We start from the raw sequence: 18,996 nt of genomic DNA, 5'->3' as shown, positions 1-18,996 counted from the left end.
ACTGCCGCTTCGCTTTTACCGGAGAATCGCGCCGTGGACAGCGCTGCAGACGTTACCCAGCTTATCGGCAATACACCGCTGTTGTACCTGCGCCAGGTGTCTGAGCGCACGGGCTGCCGTATTCTGGGCAAGGCGGAATTCATGAATCCCGGCGGCTCCGTGAAGGATCGCACTGCGCTCGGCATTATCCGCGCCGCGGAGGCCAGCGGTGAACTGCGCCCGGGTGGCAGAATCGTGGAAGGTACGGCGGGTAACACCGGCATCGGGCTGACACTGCTGGCCAATGCCCTGGGCTACACCAGCACCGTCGTCATGCCGATCAGCCAGAGCCGGGAGAAGATCGACACCCTGGAACTGCTCGGCGCCGACCTGCACCTGGTGCCGGCCACGTCTTACAGCGAACCGGGCCACTACGTGCACACCGCACGGAGACTGGCAGAGAAGTATGCCGCCACCGAGGCCGCGGGCGCCATCTGGGCGCGGCAGTTTGACAACCTGGCGAACATGAACATCCACCGCGACACGACGGGCGAGGAGATCTGGCGGCAGACCGGGGGCGAGATTGACGGCTTCATCTGTGCCGTGGGTACCGGGGGCACCCTGGCGGGTGTGTCCCAGGCACTCAAGGCGCACAGCGAGAGCATCACCATCGGCCTCGCCGATCCGCAGGGCGCCTCGTTGAGCCACTACTTCAACTGCGGCGAACTCGCGCCGAGCGCGGGCAGTTCGATCATGGAGGGGATCGGCATCAACCATGTGACGGGCAACGTGGCGCAGGCCAGAGTGGACACCGCGTTTACCGTGACGGATGCAGAGGCCCTGCCGCTGCTGTTCGATCTGCTGCAGTACGAGGGCCTCTGCCTGGGCGGCTCTGCCGGGGTCAACATCGCCGGTGCGGTGAAGCTTGCGGAACACCTGGGGCCCGGGCACACCATCGTCACGATCCTCTGCGACTACGGCAATCGCTACCAGAGCAAGCTGTTCAACCCCGCGTTCCTGCACAACAAGGGCCTGCCGGTACCCCCCTGGCTGGACATCTGACCCACCCCCTCATTGGCACTACGGAGACCCCCCATGAAACTGGGCATTATCAGCGGCAGTCATCGCCCCGATTCACAGAGTGGCAAGGTTGGCCGCTATATCAGGCACACCCTGCTGGAGCGCAAGCTCTGCGACGATGTCTGGTTCCTCGACCTCGGCAAAGATCCGCTGCCTCTCTGGGAGGAGGGTGTCTGGGATGCGGAGGACGCGCGGTGGCAGGCGATCCTAGATCCGCTGCGCACTGCCCTGCACGGCTGTGACGGCTTCATCCTGATTGCGCCGGAGTGGCACGGCATGGTGCCCGCCGCCCTGAAGAACTTCCTGTTGCTGTGGACCGCCGGTGGCGAGCTCGCGCACAAACCCGGGTTGATCGTTACCGTATCGGGTTCCATCGGGGGCGCCTATCCGGTGGCGGAATTGCGCATGAGCGGGTATAAGAACAACCGCCTGTGCTTCATACCGGAGCACCTGATCGTGCGCAATGTAAACGGGGCGTTCAACGAGGATGAAAACGACAACGACCAGGACCCCCACACCTATCACCGCGATCGACTGATCTACTGTCTGGAGCTGCTCAGGGAATATGCCCTGGCATTGCGCCAGGTGAGAGCCAGCGGTAAAGGTGCTCTGGACGTGTATCCCAGCGGCATGTGAGTGAAGCGGGCCGGTCAGCTGGCTGGCGCGAAGACTTCCACACGGTCGCGGCCGGCGTCCTTGGCCCGGTACAGCGCCTCGTCGGCCCGGCTGAGCAGCAGGTCGATGGTATCCCCCGGCCTGGCCTCGGTAATGCCGGCACTGAAGGTGACCTTCACAGGCTGTTTATCGACGTGCAGGGCGGTGCCCGTTACCGCCAGTCGCGCGCGATCAAGCAACACCCGCGCCTCCTGCGGCGATGTATCCGGCAGTAACAGTACAAACTCCTCACCGCCGTAGCGCGCCAGCACGTCGGTCTCGCGCAGCTGCCGCTGCCAGACATCGGCGACATGCCGCAGGGCGCGGTCACCGAAACTGTGCCCGTGGTTGTCGTTCAGCCGCTTGAAATGGTCGAGGTCGATCATGGCCAGGCACAGTGAGTGCCCCTGGCGCAGGGCCCGGGCCAGATCGCGCTCGGCGACCGTGCGAAACGCGCGGCGATTGAGCAGGTTGGTGAGGTCATCGCGGGTGGCGAGGTGCTCGGCCCGCAGCTGGTGCGTGCGCCCCACAGCGAGGATGCGCTGCATGGTCATCAGCGTCACGCCGACGAAGCCCATCACCAGCGCCGGGATGCCGAAATTATAGGGCAGGAGGTAGCTGTAGGAATTCAGGGGCAACACGTAGGGCTCGTCCTGCAACCAGTCGGAGTAGCCGTGGAAGCCCCGCAACAGCACCACGCCGCTGTAGATCAGCAAGCTGACGCCCACCAGCAGCTGGGCGGGACGCGTGGCAGGATCCTCGCGACTCTTGAACAGCAGCCAGATCGCCTGCAACGGCAGTAAACCCGCGATTGTGGAGTACACCCCCATGAGGAAATCCGAGTTGCCGTCGTCCACCCAGTAGTGGACGTTGAAGGCGACCATGACTCCGACGCTGGCGGGGACTGTCCACCAGGGCAGGGGACGGCCCATGAAGTGGAAGATGCCGATCAGGAACAGGGCTTCACCGGTCAGCTGACCCGCGTTGCCCAATACATTGAGCACCGGGCTGCCGGTGGCGATAAAGCCGAAAAACAGGACGATACCCGCAATTAGCGTCCAGCTGCCGGCCATCCAGAACACGGGGCCAGCGTAGGGACGCGAGACATACCAGAGCGCGGTGGAGCAAATGGCAACCGCCAACAGCAGGCAAACGCCCAGCAGCATTGGCGAGTAGTAAATGGCCTCCACGGCGCGCTCGGTCAGACCTCCGATATCAGGAGGCGGCGGCGGTCTGCGCGGCAGCGCGCTCTTTTTCGATAAGGAAATCCGCCAGCTTCAGCATGTTCGCCTGGCTGCCCGCCTTGCGGATGCTGATGCGGTACTTGCCGTTCACCATCATTTCCGGCGTGCCGGTAATCTTCGCTGCGCGGGCGCGGCTGTTGGCCTGACGCACCTGGCTGCTGACCCCAAACGAGGAAAACGCCTTGTCGAAGTCTTCACCGCTGACGCCATTGGCCGTAAACAGCTGGCGAATTTCCGCTTCCGAACCCAGCCGCTTGCCATCCACATTCATGGCCTGAAACATCACCGTGTGCAGGGAATCCAGCACCCCCAGTACATCGGCGGTATAGAACATGGCGGCATGCAGCTCCATGGGCTTGTTCCATACGGCAGGCGAACCCTTGAAGTCGACGTCATCGGCCAGGGTTTCCTTCCAGCGGCTGATCAGGGGGTCAAAGGTGTAGCAGTGCCCACAGCCGTACCAGAAAAACTCCACCACTTCGATCTTGTCCGGGTCGGCTGTGCGCAGTGCCGGCACGATCAGGTCGTAGTGGGTGCCCTCTTCCCAGTCTGGGGTGTCGGCGTCCTGGGCGACGGCTGCGAGGGGAGTCAGCAGCATCAGGGCAAGGGCGAAAAAACGCTTGAACATGAGATTCTCCATTGTCAGATTACCGTTATCAGACCACGATTCCGGCGTACCGTTCTACCCCGGATAAAAAAGGTGGCTCAATGGCCACCTTTTCCGATACTGCTGAAGCGGCTTATTTCAAGCCGGCGGCGTAGCTGGCAACGGCTTCGATTTCCATGTCGCTGAGGCCAAACGCGTTGGCGCGCATGATCTTGGTGTCGCCGTCGTTGGTGCGCCCGGTCGGGTCTTCATAGCCCTTGCGGTAGGCACGCAACTGCGCCGCAATGTACTCGGGGTGCTGGCCGTGCAGGGCGGGGTAACCCGCCAGCGCATTGCCCCTGCCGTTGGGTGAGTGACAGCCGCTGCAGGCGGCAACCTTGCGCTCCGCAACGCCAGCGCGGTAGACCTTCTCGCCCAGTGCGACGAGCTCCGGGTCTGCCTGGCTGCCGGTGACCTGCTTGCTGGCGTAGAAGGCCGCAATGTCCGCCAGCTGCTGGTCGGTCATGTTATCGACCTGGCCGGCCATGGTGGGGATGGGACGTGCGCCATCGCGAATGTCCATGAGCTGCTTGAGCAGATAGCGCTGCCCCTGGCCCGCCAGCTTGGGAAAGTTGGGGGCCGGGCTGTTGCCGTCGGCACCGTGGCAGGCACTGCAGACCATGGTGAGTGACTCACCGGCTGCGGGATCGCCTTGCAGGAACGGCGTCGCCGCACCTGCAGTGTGTGCAAAACCCACCAGGGCTGCGCAAAGAACAAGGGCTTTCTTCATGACACTTCCAGACTGGAACCTAGAGTTACGACGCCTTACTGCGCCGGCGTGGACATGTACGTGATCAGGGCTGCGTAGTCCTCATCGGTGCAATCGAAGCACATGCCCTTGGGCGGCATGGCGTTGAGGCCGTTCTTGACCGACGCGACCAGCGCGTCCATGCCCTTCTCCATTTTCGGAGCCCAGGCGGCGGCATCACCGGTTTTGGGAGCCCCTGCAACGCCTGCGTTGTGGCACACAGCACAACTCTTGTTGTACTTGTCCATGGGCGGCTCCGCCATCGCACCGGCGGCAAAGACCATGGCGCCAACTGCCAACAATTTTTTCATGCTACACCTCTGCTGCTTGTTGCGGGGTAATTCGGGACACGGAGTTTTCCCTCGGTCCCGGGAAAGCTGTGGCATTATATACGAGATACCCCCTGCAAAAAAGGCAAGCGCATCTCATGCAAGCACCCGCTCCGGAACGGCCCGACTACCGCAGTGCCCGTTTCCAGACCAGCGCCAGCCGGCTCTCACAATGCCCCGAAGACACGGGCTGGGAGGTGGCCTTCGCCGGCCGGTCAAATGCGGGAAAATCCTCTGCAATCAATAGCTTGACGGGCAACCCAAAGCTCGCACGGACGTCCCGCACACCGGGCCGGACGCAGTTGATCAACTTTTTCAGCCTCAGTGATACCCAGCGACTGGTCGACCTGCCGGGCTACGGGTTTGCGAAAGTCCCCCTCGCGGTGAAGCAGGAGTGGACCAAACAGCTGGAAAATTACCTGCAAAAACGCCAGAGCCTGCGCGGCCTCATTCTGCTGATGGATATTCGCCATCCGCTACAGCCCTTTGACCAGCAGATGCTCACCTGGGCGGTGACCGCCGGCATGCCGGTACACATTCTGCTGACCAAGGCCGACAAGCTGAAGAACGGTCCGGCGCGGACCACGCTGCTGCAGGTACAGCGGCAGCTGCAGAGGCACGGTGACACGGTCAGCGTTCAGCTGTTTTCCGCCCTCAAGCACAGCGGTCACAAGGAGCTGATAGCGGTGCTGAACGCCTGGCTGACCGACATCAGCGTGTACGAGGACGACACCACGGGGGAAACGGAGGCATAAAAAACCCGGCTACCCGTAGGGGGACAGGCAGCCGGGACAGCTTGGGTCTCTGGGGAAGAGACTTGTTCCGCGAGCGGCTCATGGGGGGGAGCCGGCGGAACAGTAGCAGCATGCTACGAACTCTATGACTGGGCAGATTCCCGAAAGTTCCGCGCCTCAGTGCGCCTCATCCCAATTTTTTCCAGAACCCGCTTCCACCAGCAGCGGCACCGCCAGTTCCGCGGCTTCACTCATCAGGCTGCAAAGCGTGTCACACACCTGTTCGACCGCATCTTCCGCGACTTCCAGCACCAGTTCGTCGTGTACCTGCATGATGGTACGGGCGTCCACATCCGACGCCTGCAGCCAGTGGTCCACCTGCAGCATGGCACGCTTGATGATGTCGGCTGCCGTGCCCTGCATGGGCGCATTGATGGCGGTGCGCTCGGCGGCCTGGGCGCGCATTTTGTTGCGCGCGTTGATTTCCGGCAGGTAAAGCCGGCGCCCAAACAGGGTTTCCACGTAACCCTGCTCGCGCGCACTGGCCCGGGTGCGATCCATATAATCCTGCACGCCCGGGTAGCGCTCGAAATAGCGGTCGATGTAGTCCTGAGCCTCGTTGCGACCGAGGTGCAGCTGGCGCGCCAGCCCGAACGCCGACATGCCGTAGATCAGGCCGAAGTTGATGGCCTTGGCCTTGCGCCGCTGCTCGGCGGATACCGCGTCCAGGGACACCCCGAAGACCTCGGCAGCCGTGGCCCGGTGTACATCCAGGCCCTCGCGAAAGGCGTGCAGGAGACCGGCGTCGGAGGACAGGTGCGCCATGATCCGCAACTCGATCTGCGAATAGTCCGCCGCCACAATGCGGTACCCCGGCGGCGCAATGAACGCCTGGCGGATGCGCCGCCCTTCCTCGGTGCGGATGGGAATATTCTGCAGGTTGGGGTCGGACGACGAGAGGCGTCCGGTCGCCGTCACCGCCTGGTGGTAGGAGGTGTGGATACGCCCCGTCTGTGGATTCAGCAGGTCGGGCAGTTTGTCGGTATAGGTGGATTTCAGTTTGCTCAGACCGCGGTACTCCAGCAGTACGCGCGGCAGCGGATAATCCAGGGCGAGCTCGGCCAGCACCTCCTCGGCGGTGGAGGGCGCGCCGGTCGGGGTCTTGCGCAGTACGGGCAGTTCCAACCGTTGGAACAGGATATCACCCAGCTGCTTGGGGGAGCCCAGGTTGAAGGCTTCGCCGGCAAGGTCGTGGGCTTCGGCCTCCAGCTGCTGCAGGCGTTCACCCAGCTCTCGACTCTGCTGCTGCAACAGTTCCCGCGAGACCAGCGCTCCTGTGCGCTCGATTCGGGACAGCACGGGCACCAGCGGCAACTCGATGTCGGTGTACACCGACGCCGGCCCGGGCAGCGCCGACAGGCGCGGCCACAATGCCTCGTGCAGGCGCAGGGTGATATCGGCATCCTCAGCCGCGTAGGGGCCCGCATCCTCCACCTTGACCTGGTTGAAGGTCAGCTGCCTCGCGCCCTTGCCGGCGATATCCTCGAAGTGGATGGTCTTGTAGCCGAGGTACTTCAGCGCGAGGCTGTTCATGTCGTGCCGGGTGGCTGTGGAATCCAGCAGGTAGGATTCCAGCATGGTGTCATGGCGGATGCCGCGCAGGGTGATGCCGTGGTTGGCCAGGACGCTGGCATCGTACTTCAGGTTCTGCCCCACCTTTGCCCGCGCCGGATCCTCCAGCAGCGGCCGCAGGCGAGCGAGCACGGCGTCGCGATCCAGCTGTGCCGGCGCGCCCAGGTAGTCGTGCGCCAGCGGCACGTAGGCGGCCTCACCGGGGCGCACCGCGAACGAGACCCCCACAACCTGTGCCTCCATATAATTGAGGCTGGTCGTCTCCGTGTCGAAGGCGAACAGCTCAGCCGCCTCCAGACGTGCCAGCCAGCGCTCCAGCGCGGGCGCCTCCGTCAGCACCTCCCAGTGGGTTTCGATAGTGCTCGCGGGGCTGTCGCCCTCCACGGCACCGGGCTCAGCGCCCTGCAGCAGTTCGTCCAGCCAGCTGCGGAATTCCAACCGCGTATACCATTCGCGCAGCGCTTCGGTGTCGGGCTCTCCGTTGTGCAGGTCTTCTACCGACTCCTGCAGCGGCACGTCGAGTTTGATCGTGGCCAGCTGGTAGGACAGGTAGGCGCGCTCGCGCTCGGCTTCAAGCTTTGCCGCCATGCTCTTCGCACCGCGAAAGTCCAGGCTGGCCACCCGATCCAGCCCGGCGTAGATATCATCCAGGCCACCCAGCCCCTGCAGCAGCGCCAGTGCGGTTTTCTCCCCCACGCCGGGCACCCCGGGGATATTGTCGACCTTGTCACCCATCAGTGCGAGGAAATCGATGATGCGGGACGGCGGGATACCGAACTTGTCTTCGACACCGGCCTCGTCCAGCCGTGTATCGGTCATCGTGTTGACCAGTGTGGTGTGCTCGTTCACCAACTGCGCCATATCCTTGTCGCCGGTGGAGATAACCACCGGGCGGCCGCGTTCGGTGGCCTGGCGCGCCAGGGTGCCTATCACGTCGTCCGCCTCGACCCCGGGCTCGCAGATCAGCGGCAGACCCATGGCGCGGACAATGGCGTGTATCGGTTCCACCTGGGCGCGCAGTTCGTCCGGCATGGCGGGACGCTGGGCCTTGTACTCGGCAAACAGGTCATCGCGGAAGGTCTTGCCCTTGGCATCAAAGACCACCGCCACCGGACTTTCCGGATAGTCCTTGAGCAGGCGACGCAGCATGCTGATCACGCCCTTCACGGCACCGGTGGGTTCGCCTTTCGAGGTGTTCAGCGGCGGCAGTGCGTGGAAAGCCCTGTACAAGTACGAGGAACCGTCCACCAGGACAACAGGCGCGACGCTATCAGCCATGAGGGCCTCCCGTGATGCGGATCAATGGTCCCAGAGAACCCGGATTGACCGGTAGGTCAGCTTCATTTTTGCCAGATCCAGCGGCGCCTTGAAGAACGCGTGGTAGTCGCCGCGGGGGTTGATCAGTACCACGTTGGCGCTGTGGTCGACGAGGTAATTCTCGTCCTGTCCCGGCACCTTGCGGAAGGGCGTGTTCAGGGCGGTGGCAAACCGGTGAATGTCGAGAAATTCGCCGGTCACGCCGAGAAACTCGGGGTTGAAGAAGGGCACGTAGCTGGCCAGTTGCTCCACGGAATCGCGCGCCGGGTCGACGGAAACCATCACCACACGGGTGTCTTCGACTTCGGTGCCCTCCAGGGCCTGCACAAACTGGTCGAGGAAGGCCATGGTGGTGGGGCAGATGTCGGGGCAGTAGGTGAAACCGAAGAAGATCAGCGTCCACTGGCCTTCGAGGCTGGCCGGTACAAAGGGCTGGCCGCGGTGGTCTATCAGCTCAAAGTCACCCATGTCGCGGGGGGTTTGCAGCAGGAATGCCCCGTTCGCCTGCATGTCGGCAGCCGTCATCACGCGCGGCTGGTTGATACGGTTCACGAAACCGGCAACGATCACCAGAATAAACACCAGAACCCCGATAACGGTCCAGCGAATGCCGCGGCTCTGGCTGGGTGTCTTGCTGTCGCTCATGGTGGCTTGGTCCTCAGGCTGCAGTCATCGGGAAAACATAGTGATCGATTAACATGATCACGAACAAGGCCATCAGGTAGATGATCGAATACTTGAACGTCTCCATCGGCGCCGCGGGATTGCGGTTGCGCATGAGCTCGATGGCCCAGTAGAGAAAGCCACCGCCCAGCACGACGGCACCCAGCAGGTACAGCGGGCCGCTCATACGGGTGACGAAGGGCAGCAGCGTGATCAGGAACATGAGCACGGTGTAGAGCAGGATATGCAGGCGCGTGAAGGCGTCGCCGTGGGTCACGGGGAGCATGGGAATATCCACCGCCGCGTACTCTTCCTTGCGGTGAATCGCCAGCGCCCAGAAGTGCGGCGGCGTCCAGGCAAAAATGATCAGCACCAGCAGCAGTGCGTGGCCGTGAATCTCGCCGGTCACCGCGGTCCAGCCCAGCAGCGGCGGTGCAGCACCGGCAAGGCCACCGATGACAATATTCTGCGGCGTGGCGCGCTTGAGAAACAGGGTATAGATGAACGCGTAGCCCACCAGGGAGGCGAAGGTGAGCCAGGCGGTGAGCGCGTTGACCCAGATGAGCAGAATGGCCATGCCCGCACCACCCAGCACCGTGGCGAAAGCCGCCGCCTGCAGCGTGCCGACGCGACCCTGGGCAATCGGCCGCTTGCTGGTGCGGGCCATGCGCTGGTCTACACGCTGGTCAACCAGATGATTCACCGCTGCCGCAGCGCCCGCACACAGCGCAATACCGAGGTTGCCGAGAATCAGGGCATCCAGTGGCACCATGCCGGGCACGGCCATGAACATGCCGATCACCGACGTCAGAATCATCAGCAGCACGACATTGGGCTTGGTCAGCTCCTTGTAGTCGCGCCAGGTGGCTTTGGCTGTAGCGGCCATATCAGTCATTGGGCTCGTTCAGTCCCCGGAGTTCTTCAGCAGGAATTTCAGATCAGAGATCACGTCTTTGTAACTGTCGGCGCTATCATACGTCATCATGACCCAGCCAGCAGGGTCCACCAGGTACCAGACGTCTTCCGTCGTCAGGGTTTCCGGAAACAGCGCTGGCCAGGCCGCGACGTCCATACGTGCCACCGCGACACTGCCGTGCTCCGACGCCAACAGCGCGGAAAAGTCCGCGGGGGCCGGCTTGCCGTCGGACAGCTCGGCCACCGACATGCCGGTATCCGACGGCGCACGGTCGCTGATCAGCATGCGTCGCACCCGGGGAAACTCCTTGCCCAAGGCCAGGTGAATCTGCCGTGTCAGGTAGAGCTTCTGCTCACAGGGCGCGCCGCAGCGTGCCCCCTGGTGGGTGACCAGCAGCGTCCACTGGTGGTCGACGTTGCTCCAGGGCAGGGCAGCACCGGTGGGTGAGAGCAGCCCTGCTTCCGCGAGTGGGCGCGGCGGGTCCAGCAAGTCACCTCGATTGGCTGTACCGAGGATTTCTACCAGGTCGAGGTCGCCACGGATAACAAACCACCAGAGCCAGGTGGCGGCGAGCACCATGATGACTGGAATACCGGCGATGAGCAGGATAACCAGACGGCTGTTATTCACTCCCGGCGCGGGCTCCTGCATGACTCAATCCTCTCTTCGCGTGATAAGCCGCCACAGGTTGGAGCTGCGCAGCAGGAAAAAGACCAACAAAACGGCGGCCATGGTAAACCATTGCAGGGCGTAGCCCTGATGCTTTTCCGGGCTGGCATTCACCACCGGCCAGTCGGCGACAAGAGCCGCCGGAGTATTGGGGTCAATGCGCACCATCCAGGGGTACAACCCGGCGTCGCCGAGCTCGGCCACCAGGGGTTGCAGCGCCTGCATATCGACCGCCTGTATGCGCACCGGCCAGGGCGGTGCCAACTGCTGCTCCGCCAACAGGTAGGGCGTACCGGGTGACACGTAGAGGTGCCCGGTCACGCGGGTGACACCGCGCGGCTCGGGTACCTCAGGCAGGCTCAGGCGGGCCGGGTCACTGGGCACCCAGCCACGGTTGACCAGTACCAGCTGCCGGGTGTCGGCGAGGCGAAACAGGCCCAGGACCTCATTGCCGAAGCGACCCCGATGCATGCGGTTGTCCAGCAGCAGATAGTGGTCGGGTAGAAACTCGCCGCGCAGCAACACGCGCCGGTAGGCCATTGTTTCCGCAGGCGCTGCGGCGAGTTGCTGGAGCGCGACCGGTGCTTCGCTCTGGCGCTGCGCCCAGCGGGACTCCAGCGCGCGCTTCTCTTCAGCGCGTTCCAGCTGCCAGAAGCCCAGTATCACCAGAGCCGGAAACAGCAGCGCCGTAAACAGCGTGATGCGCCACTCGAGGTCCAGTTTCAATGCTGCCATGCCTCAACCCCGTTCAGTTAATGTAGCGCTGTATTCACCAGCTGTACCGGCCGCTGGTTTATACTGCTGCGTTTCCGGAAAGGAGCAGGACATTGTTGAAGTTGATGATCATCGGATTGATGCTGGCGCTGCTGGCCAGTCTGGGCAGCGGGTTCTACTTCCTGATGGTCGATCAGGGCGATAAAAACAGCCGCCGGACCTTCCATTCCCTGGGTGTGCGCCTGACGCTTGCCCTGGCACTTGCAGGCCTCGTGATCTTTGGCGTTGCCACCGGCAAGCTGGGACACCGCAACCCCTGGGATGCCGGACCTCGTCCGGCCGCCCAGGCGGAGGAGAGCGGGGAGTAGAAGCCCTACAGAATGTAGATGAACAGGAACAGGAATACCCAGACCACGTCCACAAAGTGCCAGTACCAACTGGATGCCTCGAAACCAAAGTGATCATCAGCGGTGAAGTGGCCGCCCCGCACTGAACGCAGCCACTGGATCAGCAGCATGGTCATGCCCATGATGACGTGGAAGCCGTGGAAGCCGGTCAGCATGAAGAACGTGGAGCCGTAAATCCCGGAGTTCAGGGTCAGACCGAAGTGTGCATAGGCCTCATAGTACTCCAGCGCCTGCAGGGCGACGAACAGCATGCCCAGGGCAACCGTGACACCCAGCCAGATGTTGAACTTGCGCTTGTTGCCGTCAAGCAGACCCATGTGCGCAATGTGCACTGTGAAGCTGGAAGACAACAGGACGATGGTGTTCCACAGCGGCAGCCAGAGATACCATGCCGCCGCCTCGCTGAACGCCATGCTCTTCTCGTAGCTTTGGAAGGTTCCCATGTTGGCGATCGGTTGGTTGGCGACACCGCCCACCGCTTCCTGGGGCGTCAGCGGCATGGGCCACTGGTACTCAAAGCCCTCCCAGAGCAGGTGATTCATGCGACCGCCTTCGCCCTCACCGGCCAGCCAGGGGCCGACCAGGGTGCGCACGTAGAACAGCGCACCGAAAAAGGCGAGGAAGAACATCACCTCGGAAAAGATGAACCAGAACATGCCCAGTACATAGGACTTCTTCAGCTGCGCGCTGTTCAGACCCGCCAGGTTTTCCTTGATCGCCATGCGGAACCAGCCGAACAGCGTTGCAGAGAAGAAGAACAGGCCAAACCAGAATATGCCCCAGGAGCCGGTAGTCGCACCGTCGCCAAAGGTCATATCGTTCATCACACTGGCGGCCCCGAAGGTGCTGAGGATCAGGCCGATCGTTGCGCACACCGCCAATTTGCTTTTTTCCGGTACGTAATACTTCTCGTACTCTGTAGAACTCTGGGTTGTCATTGTCTTTCTCCGTTGTAATCACGCGGCCCCCCCGGACCGCGTGTCAGCGTGCAGCAATAGAGCCGCCCACCATATCTGTGACGTCAAAAATTGTGTAGGACAGCGTGATCGTGTGGATGTCGCTGGGCAGGTCGCGGTCGATAATGAACTGCAGCGGCATTTCCGCCGAGCTGTCGCCATCCAGCGGTTGCTGGTTAAAGCAGAAGCACTCGGTTTTGTGGAAATACGCCGCGGCCCGGGAGGGCGACACGCTGGGAATGGCCTGGGCCACCATGGCCCTGGGTAGCGGATTCCGAGCGTGGAACACCGTATCGTTGCTGGCGCCCGGATGCACTTTCATCATCGTGACTGAGGGACCGAAGTCCCAGGGCATACCCTCGTTGTTGGTGGCCACAAACTGGATGGTCACCGTGCGGGACTCGTCCACGCCGGCCTGCACGGATGTGTAGGCTTCGCCGCTGGTCTTGCCATTGATGCCCAGGGCATCGCAGAGCACGTTGTACAGCGGCACCATGACCACGAATACAAAAGCAAACATGATTACAGCGGTCGACGCCAACTTGACGACGGTGTCGACAACCGGGTTACTACTCACTCTCAACATGCTCCGCTCCTCAATCCAGACAGGCGTTTAGCGTACCTGCGGCGGCGTTTCAAAGGTGTGGTAGGGCGCCGGTGTGGCAACCGTCCACTCCAGGCCTTCGGCACCTTCCCAGGTCTTCGCTTCGCTGGTGGGCTTGCCGGCCACAATCGTCGCAATCACGTTGTACAGGAACAGGATCTGCGAGGCGCCGTAAATGAAGGCACCGATGCTGGACATCATGTTGAAGTCAGCAAACTGCAGCGCATAGTCCGGAATCCGCCGCGGCATGCCCGCCAGGCCGACGAAATGCTGGGGGAAGAACGTGATGTTGAAGCCCACGAACGAAATCCAGAAGTGGGTCTTGCCCATGGTTTCGTTGTACATGCGGCCGCACCACTTGGGCAGCCAGTAGTACACCGCGGCGCTCATGGAGAACACGGCACCGGCCACCATCACGTAGTGGAAGTGGGCGACCACAAAGTAGCTGTCGTGGTACTGGAAGTCAGCCGGCGCAATGGACAGCATCAGGCCGGTAAAACCGCCGATGGTAAAGAGCACCAGGAAACCCATGCAGAACAGCATCGGGGTCTCGAAGGTCATGGCGCCGCGCCACATGGTCGTCACCCAGTTGAAGACCTTCACCCCGGTGGGTACGGCGATCAGCATGGTGGCATACATGAAGAACAGCTCACCGGCGACCGGCATGCCTACTGTGTACATGTGGTGTGCCCACACGATAAAGGACAGGAAGGCAATGGCGGCCGTGGCGTAGACCATGGAGTCGTAGCCAAACAGGGGCTTGCGCGCGAAGGTGGGGATGATCTGGGAGACCACACCGAACGCCGGCAGAATGATGATGTACACCTCAGGGTGCCCGAAGAACCAGAAAATATGCTGGAACAGCACCGGGTCACCGCCACCCGCGGCAGAGAAGAAGCTGGTGCCGAAGTGGATGTCCATCAGCATCATGGTGACGGCGCCTGCGAGTACCGGCATAACCGCTACCAGCAGGAATGCGGTGATCAGCCAGGTCCAGACGAACAGCGGCATCTTCATGTAGGTCATGCCGGGGGCACGCATGTTCATCACGGTAGCGATAATGTTGATCGAACCCATGATGGACGACAGCCCAAGCACGTGGATGGAGAAGATGAAGTAGGTGACTGACGGCGGCGCGTAGGTGGTCGACAGCGGCGCATAGAATGTCCAGCCGAAGTTGGGTGCTCCGCCTTCCATGAACAGCGTGGACGCAAGGATCAGGAACGCCGGAGGCAGGATCCAGAAGCTCCAGTTGTTCATCCGCGGCAGCGCCATGTCCGGCGCACCGATCATCATCGGTATCATCCAGTTGGCGAGACCCACGAAGGACGGCATGATGGCGCCAAACACCATCACCAGGCCGTGCAGCGTGGTCATCTGGTTGAAGAATGCGGGATTGACCAGTTGCATGCCGGGCTGGAACAGCTCGGCGCGAATGATCATGGCGAACGCGCCACCCAGAATGAACATGGAAAACGAGAACCACAGGTACATGGTTCCAATATCTTTGTGGTTGGTGGTGAACAGCCACCGGCTAAGGCCCTTGGCAGGACCGTGATGATGATCGCCCATCGTTAACTCCTCCAATTAGCCTTTTTTGTGGTTGTACACATCAATAGGCTGAACCAGGTCACCCATATTGTTGCCAAAAGCATTGCGCTGATACGTGATCACCGCCGCCATTTCCACATCGTTGATCTGGCCGCCGAAGGCCTGCATGGCAGAACCCGGCACACCGTTGATACCAATTTCCAGGTGCCCACTGACATCGCCCATGGCGATCGCGCTGCCCGCGATGGCGGTGCCCACACCGCCCTCACCATTGGCGCCGTGGCAGGCGAGGCAATTGCGCTCGTAGACCGCCTTGCCGCGCGTCATCAACTCGTCCAGGGTGAAGGTTTGCGCCATCAGCTCGCGGATTTCAGCGGCCTCGGCCTTCTTCGTCTCCAGCCAGCCGGCGTACTCGTCCTTGCTGACCACATTCACCACCACCGGCATGAAGCCGTGGTCCTTGCCACAGAGCTCGGCGCACTGGCCACGGTAGATGCCTTCCACGCTGGCCTTGGTCCAGGTTTCGTTGATGAAACCGGGAATGGCGTCTTTCTTCACAGCCAGCTCCGGCACCCACCAGGAGTGGATAACGTCGTTGGCAGTGACCAGGAAACGCACCTTGGTGTCCACGGGGATAACCAGCGGCTCATCCACCTCGAGGAGGTAGTGCTCGCCCTTTTCCGCCGTGTTGTAGATTTCGCCCTGCGGCGTGCGCAGGTTGCTGAAGAAGGAGACATTCTCGCCGTTTTCGTCGAGGTACTCGTACTTCCACTTCCACTGGTACCCGGTGATCAGGACGTCCATCTCGGCATCGTCAAAATCGTAGATGTCCAGCAGGGTCGACGTGGCGGGCACCGCCATGCCGATAAGGATGAGGAACGGGACGACGGTCCAGGCAATTTCCACCTTGGTGCTTTCGTGGAAGGTGGATGGCGTCACGCCGCGCGACTTGCGGTGGTAGTAGATGGAGTAGAACATTACCCCAAAGACCAGCGCGCCGATAATGACGCAGATCCAGAAGATCAGCATGTGCAGGTCGTAAATGCTCTGGCCGATTTCGGTGGCGCCGGGTGCCATATTCACCTGGTTTACCTTGTCACCCGCCGCTGCAGCACCGGCACTGGCCAGGCTAAGCAGCATGAGCACAGGACCAAGCGCCAGCTCACGCAGTCTGTTCGCCTTCAACAACATTTCCCGTGTCTCCCTCATTTTCACAAACTCTCCCCCAGCCGGTGGAGCACTACACTGTTCCTGAGAGCACTCTCGAAAGCGCGCCTTTCCTGCGACCACGGGCATCTCGCACCGGGGGGCCGCAGCCCTTCATCAGGGGAAGGGAGGAATGAGATAGATGCTTGTTCCAGCCAATTTTCAAGCCCCTGCGACCAAGTGTCGCATCGCAGGCCGCGGCGATTATAGCGAAACTCTTGGGCAAAAAATACTAAGATGCTGATTTTGTGAGGGTTTGGCCGCCGTCGGTTCAGGCCGCACGACCGGGCGTCAGAGCGCTAGATATGGTTACTGCAGGATCACTGGACCACAAAATATGGCGAATCGCCTGGCCCGCGATTTTGTCCAACATTTCCATTCCACTTCTCGGCCTGGTTGATGCAGGCATACTGGGTCACCTGGAGGATACGCGGTATCTGGGCGCCGTCGCCATCGGCAGCGCCCTGTTGTCGTTCCTCTACTGGGGTTTCAGTTTTCTGCGCATGGGTACAACCGGGCGCGTCGCGCGCGCACTCGGGGCCGGCAGCGCGTCTCGGGCCAGCCTTGAACTGTACCGGGCCGGTGTACTGGCACTGGTGCTGGCGAGCCTGGTCTGGCTCCTGCATCCCCTGTGGCTACAGGCCGGACTGGCGCTGATGGCGCCCGACGCCGCATTGCTGACGCTGGCGGACAGCTACGCGCGCATCCGCATCATCAGCGCACCGGCGGTGCTGCTGACCTACGCCATCATCGGGTGGTTTATCGGGCACGGCGACACGCGCTGGCCGATGTGGATACTGATCGTCACCAATCTGGCCAATATCGTACTGGACGTCGTGCTGGTGGTGGGACTCGGCCTGGCCAGCGACGGCGCCGCAACGGCGACCGTGATCGCTGAATACCTCGGCCTGGGACTGGCCGTGTTCGGCGTGGTTCGGCGCGCGGCGCCACTCCCCGCCGACCTGGCCGAGCTGCTGCAAGCGCGGGCCTACCTTGCGCTGGTGCGCAGCAACAGCCACCTGTTCGTGCGTACGATTACGCTGCTCGCAGCCTTCGCCTTTTTCACCAGCATGGGCGAAAAACTGGGTGCGGCAACCCTCGCGGCCAACGCCCTGTTGATGCAATTGCTGCTGCTGACGGCCTACGCGCTGGATGGCTTTGCCTACGCCGTCGAAAGCCTCGCCGGGAACCGGGCCGGCGCCGGGGACGCCCCCGGCTTCTACCGGGTGGTGCGGCGCTGTGGCCTGTGGTGTGCGGGCTCTGCGATGCTGCTCAGCGTTGCCTTCCTGCTCCTGCAGCTGCCGCTGTTCAGGATACTGACCAGCCTGCCGGAGGTGCTGGAGGTGCTGGATGGGCACCGTTTCTGGCTGGTCCTGCTGCCGCTTGTCGCCGCGCCGACCTACCTGCTCGATGGAGTGTTCATCGGCACCGGGGAAACCCGGGACATGATGCTGACCATGCTCGCCAGCGCCTTTCTGGTCTACCTCCCGGTCTGGTACCTCAGCCAGCCCTGGGGCAACCACGGGCTGTGGCTGGCCTTCACCCTGTTCAACGCGGCCCGGGGCCTGACCCTCTACCACTGCTATCGGCAACTGTCTGCGCGCGACGGCTGGTTTCGTCCGCCGGAAAAGGTCACCCGCTAGGGCGAGGGCTGCCCCGGCGTCAACCCTGTGCTAGTCTCGGCCGGATCTCATCCAGCCCCCGTGAGCCGCCATGACCGCCTGCCCCTTCACCAGCAGCCTGCTGCACCTCGACAACTTCGCCCAGGGCACGCCACGAGAGGCGATCGAGGCCCTGCGGCGCGAACACCGCGTGGTCTGGCAGGAAGACGACTGTGCGGCAGGAGGGCACTGGCTGGTGCTGCACAAGACCGACATCGACGCGGTACTGCGCGACCCGGCCACGTTCTCCAGCAGCTTCGGGCCCCTGCTGGAGGATTTTCCCGAGGAGCTGCTGGCACTGCAGCGGCAGGCGATGACTTTCCTCGACCCGCCTGAACACCGGTCGCGCCGGGCGCTGGTTGACCAGGCCTTTCGGCCGGCAGCGCTGGAGACGCGCCGCGACATGATGCAGGCGAAGGTGAGCGCCATCATCGACAACATCATCGATCGCGGCAGCTGCGAGTTCGTCAGCGATGTCGCCATGCACCTGCCCGTGCACGTGATGTTTACCCTGCTCGGGGTGCCGGACGACGACTACGCCTACCTGGTGCCGGCCATCAACGCGGTAACCCTGGCCAATGACCCGGATTATGCCGGCAGCCGCGAGGAAGGCTGGGCGGCCTCGGCACAGATGGTCGCCTGGGCAGCGGCCTTCGCGGGCAAACGCCGCGAACAACCGGGAAACGACATGACCAGCGAGCTGCTGGCTGCGGAGATCGATGGCCGCAAGCTGAGCGATCAGGAGTACGGCGTCATCTTCCAGGGCCTCATGATCGGTGGCACGGAAACCACGCGCAACACGCTGTCCTGGCTGATCCACGAACTCATCCGCCACCCTCAGCAGCTGGCGCTGTTGCGGGCGGATCCGGTGCTGATACCGTCGGCGGTTGAGGAAATCCTGCGCTATCGCAACACAGTGGTATACACCCGGCGCACGGCCATGCGCGATGTCGAGCTTGCCGGGCAGCGGATTGCCCGGGGGAGCAAAGTGGTCTGCCTGCTGGCCTCAGTCAACCGGGACCCGGCCCTCTTTGACCACCCCGACCGCTTCGACATCACCCGCGACCCGGCGCAGACGCGTCGCGCCATGCGCACCTTCGGCTTCGGCGTCCACGTGTGCCCCGGACAGCATCAGGCGCGGCTGAACCTGGAGATGATGACCCGGGAGATACTGTCACGCATGGGCGACCTGCGCTTGCTGGAGGCACCGACGCATTTTCGCTCCAACTTCATGGACGGTTTCAAGCGCATGCCCCTCGGTTTCAGCAGGCTGGGCTGATGGCGCA

Annotated in this window: 19 protein-coding genes; 6 read left to right on the top strand and 13 right to left on the bottom strand. The window is 62.5% G+C overall.

What is annotated here, in order from left to right; genetic code table 11:
• Window positions 1-33 precede the first annotated feature (33 nt).
• Together AACZ17_RS06010 and AACZ17_RS06005 are read left to right on the top strand one after the other, a co-directional pair.
• Entirely contained in the window at window positions 34-1,041 is a 1,008-nt protein-coding gene (locus tag AACZ17_RS06010; protein ID WP_290741027.1) for a cysteine synthase A, read from the top strand.
• Window positions 1,042-1,074: 33 nt separating this feature from the next.
• Window positions 1,075-1,695, top strand: coding sequence for an NAD(P)H-dependent oxidoreductase (locus tag AACZ17_RS06005; protein WP_290741024.1), 621 nt, complete (start codon window positions 1,075-1,077; stop codon window positions 1,693-1,695).
• 14 nt (window positions 1,696-1,709) lie between these two features.
• Here the strand turns inward: AACZ17_RS06005 and AACZ17_RS06000 are convergent, their stop codons facing one another.
• The 4 genes from AACZ17_RS06000 to AACZ17_RS05985 form a co-directional block, all read right to left on the bottom strand.
• On the bottom strand, window positions 1,710-2,903 hold the full coding sequence (locus AACZ17_RS06000) for a GGDEF domain-containing protein (RefSeq protein ID WP_290741021.1): 1,194 nt from the start codon (window positions 2,901-2,903) through the stop codon (window positions 1,710-1,712).
• 25 nt (window positions 2,904-2,928) lie between these two features.
• A complete protein-coding gene (locus tag AACZ17_RS05995) occupies window positions 2,929-3,585 on the bottom strand; it encodes a thiol:disulfide interchange protein DsbA/DsbL (protein WP_290741019.1) in 657 nt (218 codons plus the stop codon).
• 112 nt (window positions 3,586-3,697) lie between these two features.
• Window positions 3,698-4,333: a c-type cytochrome gene (locus tag AACZ17_RS05990; RefSeq protein ID WP_290741016.1), complete on the bottom strand. Its 636-nt coding sequence runs from the start codon at window positions 4,331-4,333 to the stop codon at window positions 3,698-3,700.
• A 35-nt stretch (window positions 4,334-4,368) separates the two neighbouring features.
• Window positions 4,369-4,662 carry a c-type cytochrome gene (locus AACZ17_RS05985; protein WP_290741013.1) on the bottom strand — a complete coding sequence of 98 codons (294 nt, stop codon included), beginning with the start codon at window positions 4,660-4,662 and terminating at the stop codon, window positions 4,369-4,371.
• A gap of 116 nt (window positions 4,663-4,778) precedes the next feature.
• Here AACZ17_RS05985 and yihA point away from each other — a divergent pair, with 116 nt between their 5' ends.
• On the top strand, window positions 4,779-5,435 hold the full coding sequence (yihA, locus tag AACZ17_RS05980) for a ribosome biogenesis GTP-binding protein YihA/YsxC (protein WP_290741010.1): 657 nt from the start codon (window positions 4,779-4,781) through the stop codon (window positions 5,433-5,435).
• A gap of 156 nt (window positions 5,436-5,591) precedes the next feature.
• Here the strand turns inward: yihA and polA are convergent, their stop codons facing one another.
• Genes polA through AACZ17_RS05955 form a run of 5 tightly spaced genes read right to left on the bottom strand, consistent with a single transcriptional unit; the run spans window position 5,592 to window position 11,346 of the window.
• Window positions 5,592-8,324, bottom strand: a complete 2,733-nt coding sequence (gene polA, locus AACZ17_RS05975; RefSeq protein ID WP_290741007.1) for a DNA polymerase I — start codon at window positions 8,322-8,324, stop codon at window positions 5,592-5,594.
• 21 nt (window positions 8,325-8,345) lie between these two features.
• Window positions 8,346-9,008, bottom strand: a complete 663-nt coding sequence (locus tag AACZ17_RS05970) for an SCO family protein (RefSeq protein WP_290741004.1) — start codon at window positions 9,006-9,008, stop codon at window positions 8,346-8,348.
• Between the two features lie 13 nt (window positions 9,009-9,021).
• Window positions 9,022-9,921 (bottom strand): heme o synthase, encoded by a 900-nt coding sequence (cyoE, locus tag AACZ17_RS05965; RefSeq protein ID WP_290741001.1) that lies wholly within the window; start codon window positions 9,919-9,921, stop codon window positions 9,022-9,024.
• A gap of 9 nt (window positions 9,922-9,930) precedes the next feature.
• Entirely contained in the window at window positions 9,931-10,593 is a 663-nt protein-coding gene (locus AACZ17_RS05960; protein ID WP_290740999.1) for a hypothetical protein, read from the bottom strand.
• 3 nt (window positions 10,594-10,596) lie between these two features.
• Window positions 10,597-11,346: an SURF1 family protein gene (locus tag AACZ17_RS05955; RefSeq protein WP_290740997.1), complete on the bottom strand. Its 750-nt coding sequence runs from the start codon at window positions 11,344-11,346 to the stop codon at window positions 10,597-10,599.
• 92 nt (window positions 11,347-11,438) lie between these two features.
• On the opposite strand from AACZ17_RS05955, the gene AACZ17_RS05950 reads away from it, so the two are divergent.
• Complete coding sequence (locus AACZ17_RS05950; RefSeq protein ID WP_290740995.1) at window positions 11,439-11,693, top strand: DUF2909 domain-containing protein; 255 nt, start codon at window positions 11,439-11,441, stop codon at window positions 11,691-11,693.
• Window positions 11,694-11,698: 5 nt separating this feature from the next.
• Here the strand turns inward: AACZ17_RS05950 and AACZ17_RS05945 are convergent, their stop codons facing one another.
• Genes AACZ17_RS05945 through coxB form a run of 4 tightly spaced genes read right to left on the bottom strand, consistent with a single transcriptional unit; the run spans window position 11,699 to window position 16,034 of the window.
• Window positions 11,699-12,670, bottom strand: a complete 972-nt coding sequence (locus AACZ17_RS05945) for a cytochrome c oxidase subunit 3 (protein WP_290740993.1) — start codon at window positions 12,668-12,670, stop codon at window positions 11,699-11,701.
• A gap of 43 nt (window positions 12,671-12,713) precedes the next feature.
• Window positions 12,714-13,274 (bottom strand): cytochrome c oxidase assembly protein, encoded by a 561-nt coding sequence (locus AACZ17_RS05940; RefSeq protein ID WP_290740990.1) that lies wholly within the window; start codon window positions 13,272-13,274, stop codon window positions 12,714-12,716.
• Window positions 13,275-13,301: 27 nt separating this feature from the next.
• Window positions 13,302-14,864: a cytochrome c oxidase subunit I gene (gene ctaD, locus AACZ17_RS05935; protein WP_290740987.1), complete on the bottom strand. Its 1,563-nt coding sequence runs from the start codon at window positions 14,862-14,864 to the stop codon at window positions 13,302-13,304.
• Window positions 14,865-14,879: 15 nt separating this feature from the next.
• Window positions 14,880-16,034, bottom strand: a complete 1,155-nt coding sequence (coxB, locus tag AACZ17_RS05930; protein WP_290741481.1) for a cytochrome c oxidase subunit II — start codon at window positions 16,032-16,034, stop codon at window positions 14,880-14,882.
• A gap of 377 nt (window positions 16,035-16,411) precedes the next feature.
• Here coxB and AACZ17_RS05925 point away from each other — a divergent pair, with 377 nt between their 5' ends.
• Both AACZ17_RS05925 and AACZ17_RS05920 read left to right on the top strand, forming a co-directional pair.
• Window positions 16,412-17,692: an MATE family efflux transporter gene (locus tag AACZ17_RS05925; protein ID WP_290740984.1), complete on the top strand. Its 1,281-nt coding sequence runs from the start codon at window positions 16,412-16,414 to the stop codon at window positions 17,690-17,692.
• A gap of 70 nt (window positions 17,693-17,762) precedes the next feature.
• Window positions 17,763-18,989, top strand: a complete 1,227-nt coding sequence (locus tag AACZ17_RS05920; protein WP_290740981.1) for a cytochrome P450 — start codon at window positions 17,763-17,765, stop codon at window positions 18,987-18,989.
• Window positions 18,990-18,996: the final 7 nt, after the last annotated feature.

Source organism: uncultured Haliea sp. (assembly GCF_963973825.1).
GTDB lineage: Bacteria > Pseudomonadota > Gammaproteobacteria > Pseudomonadales > Halieaceae > Haliea.
The sequence above is the reverse complement of the archived record's forward strand: the minus strand, read 5'-3'. Positions and strand labels throughout refer to the sequence as shown.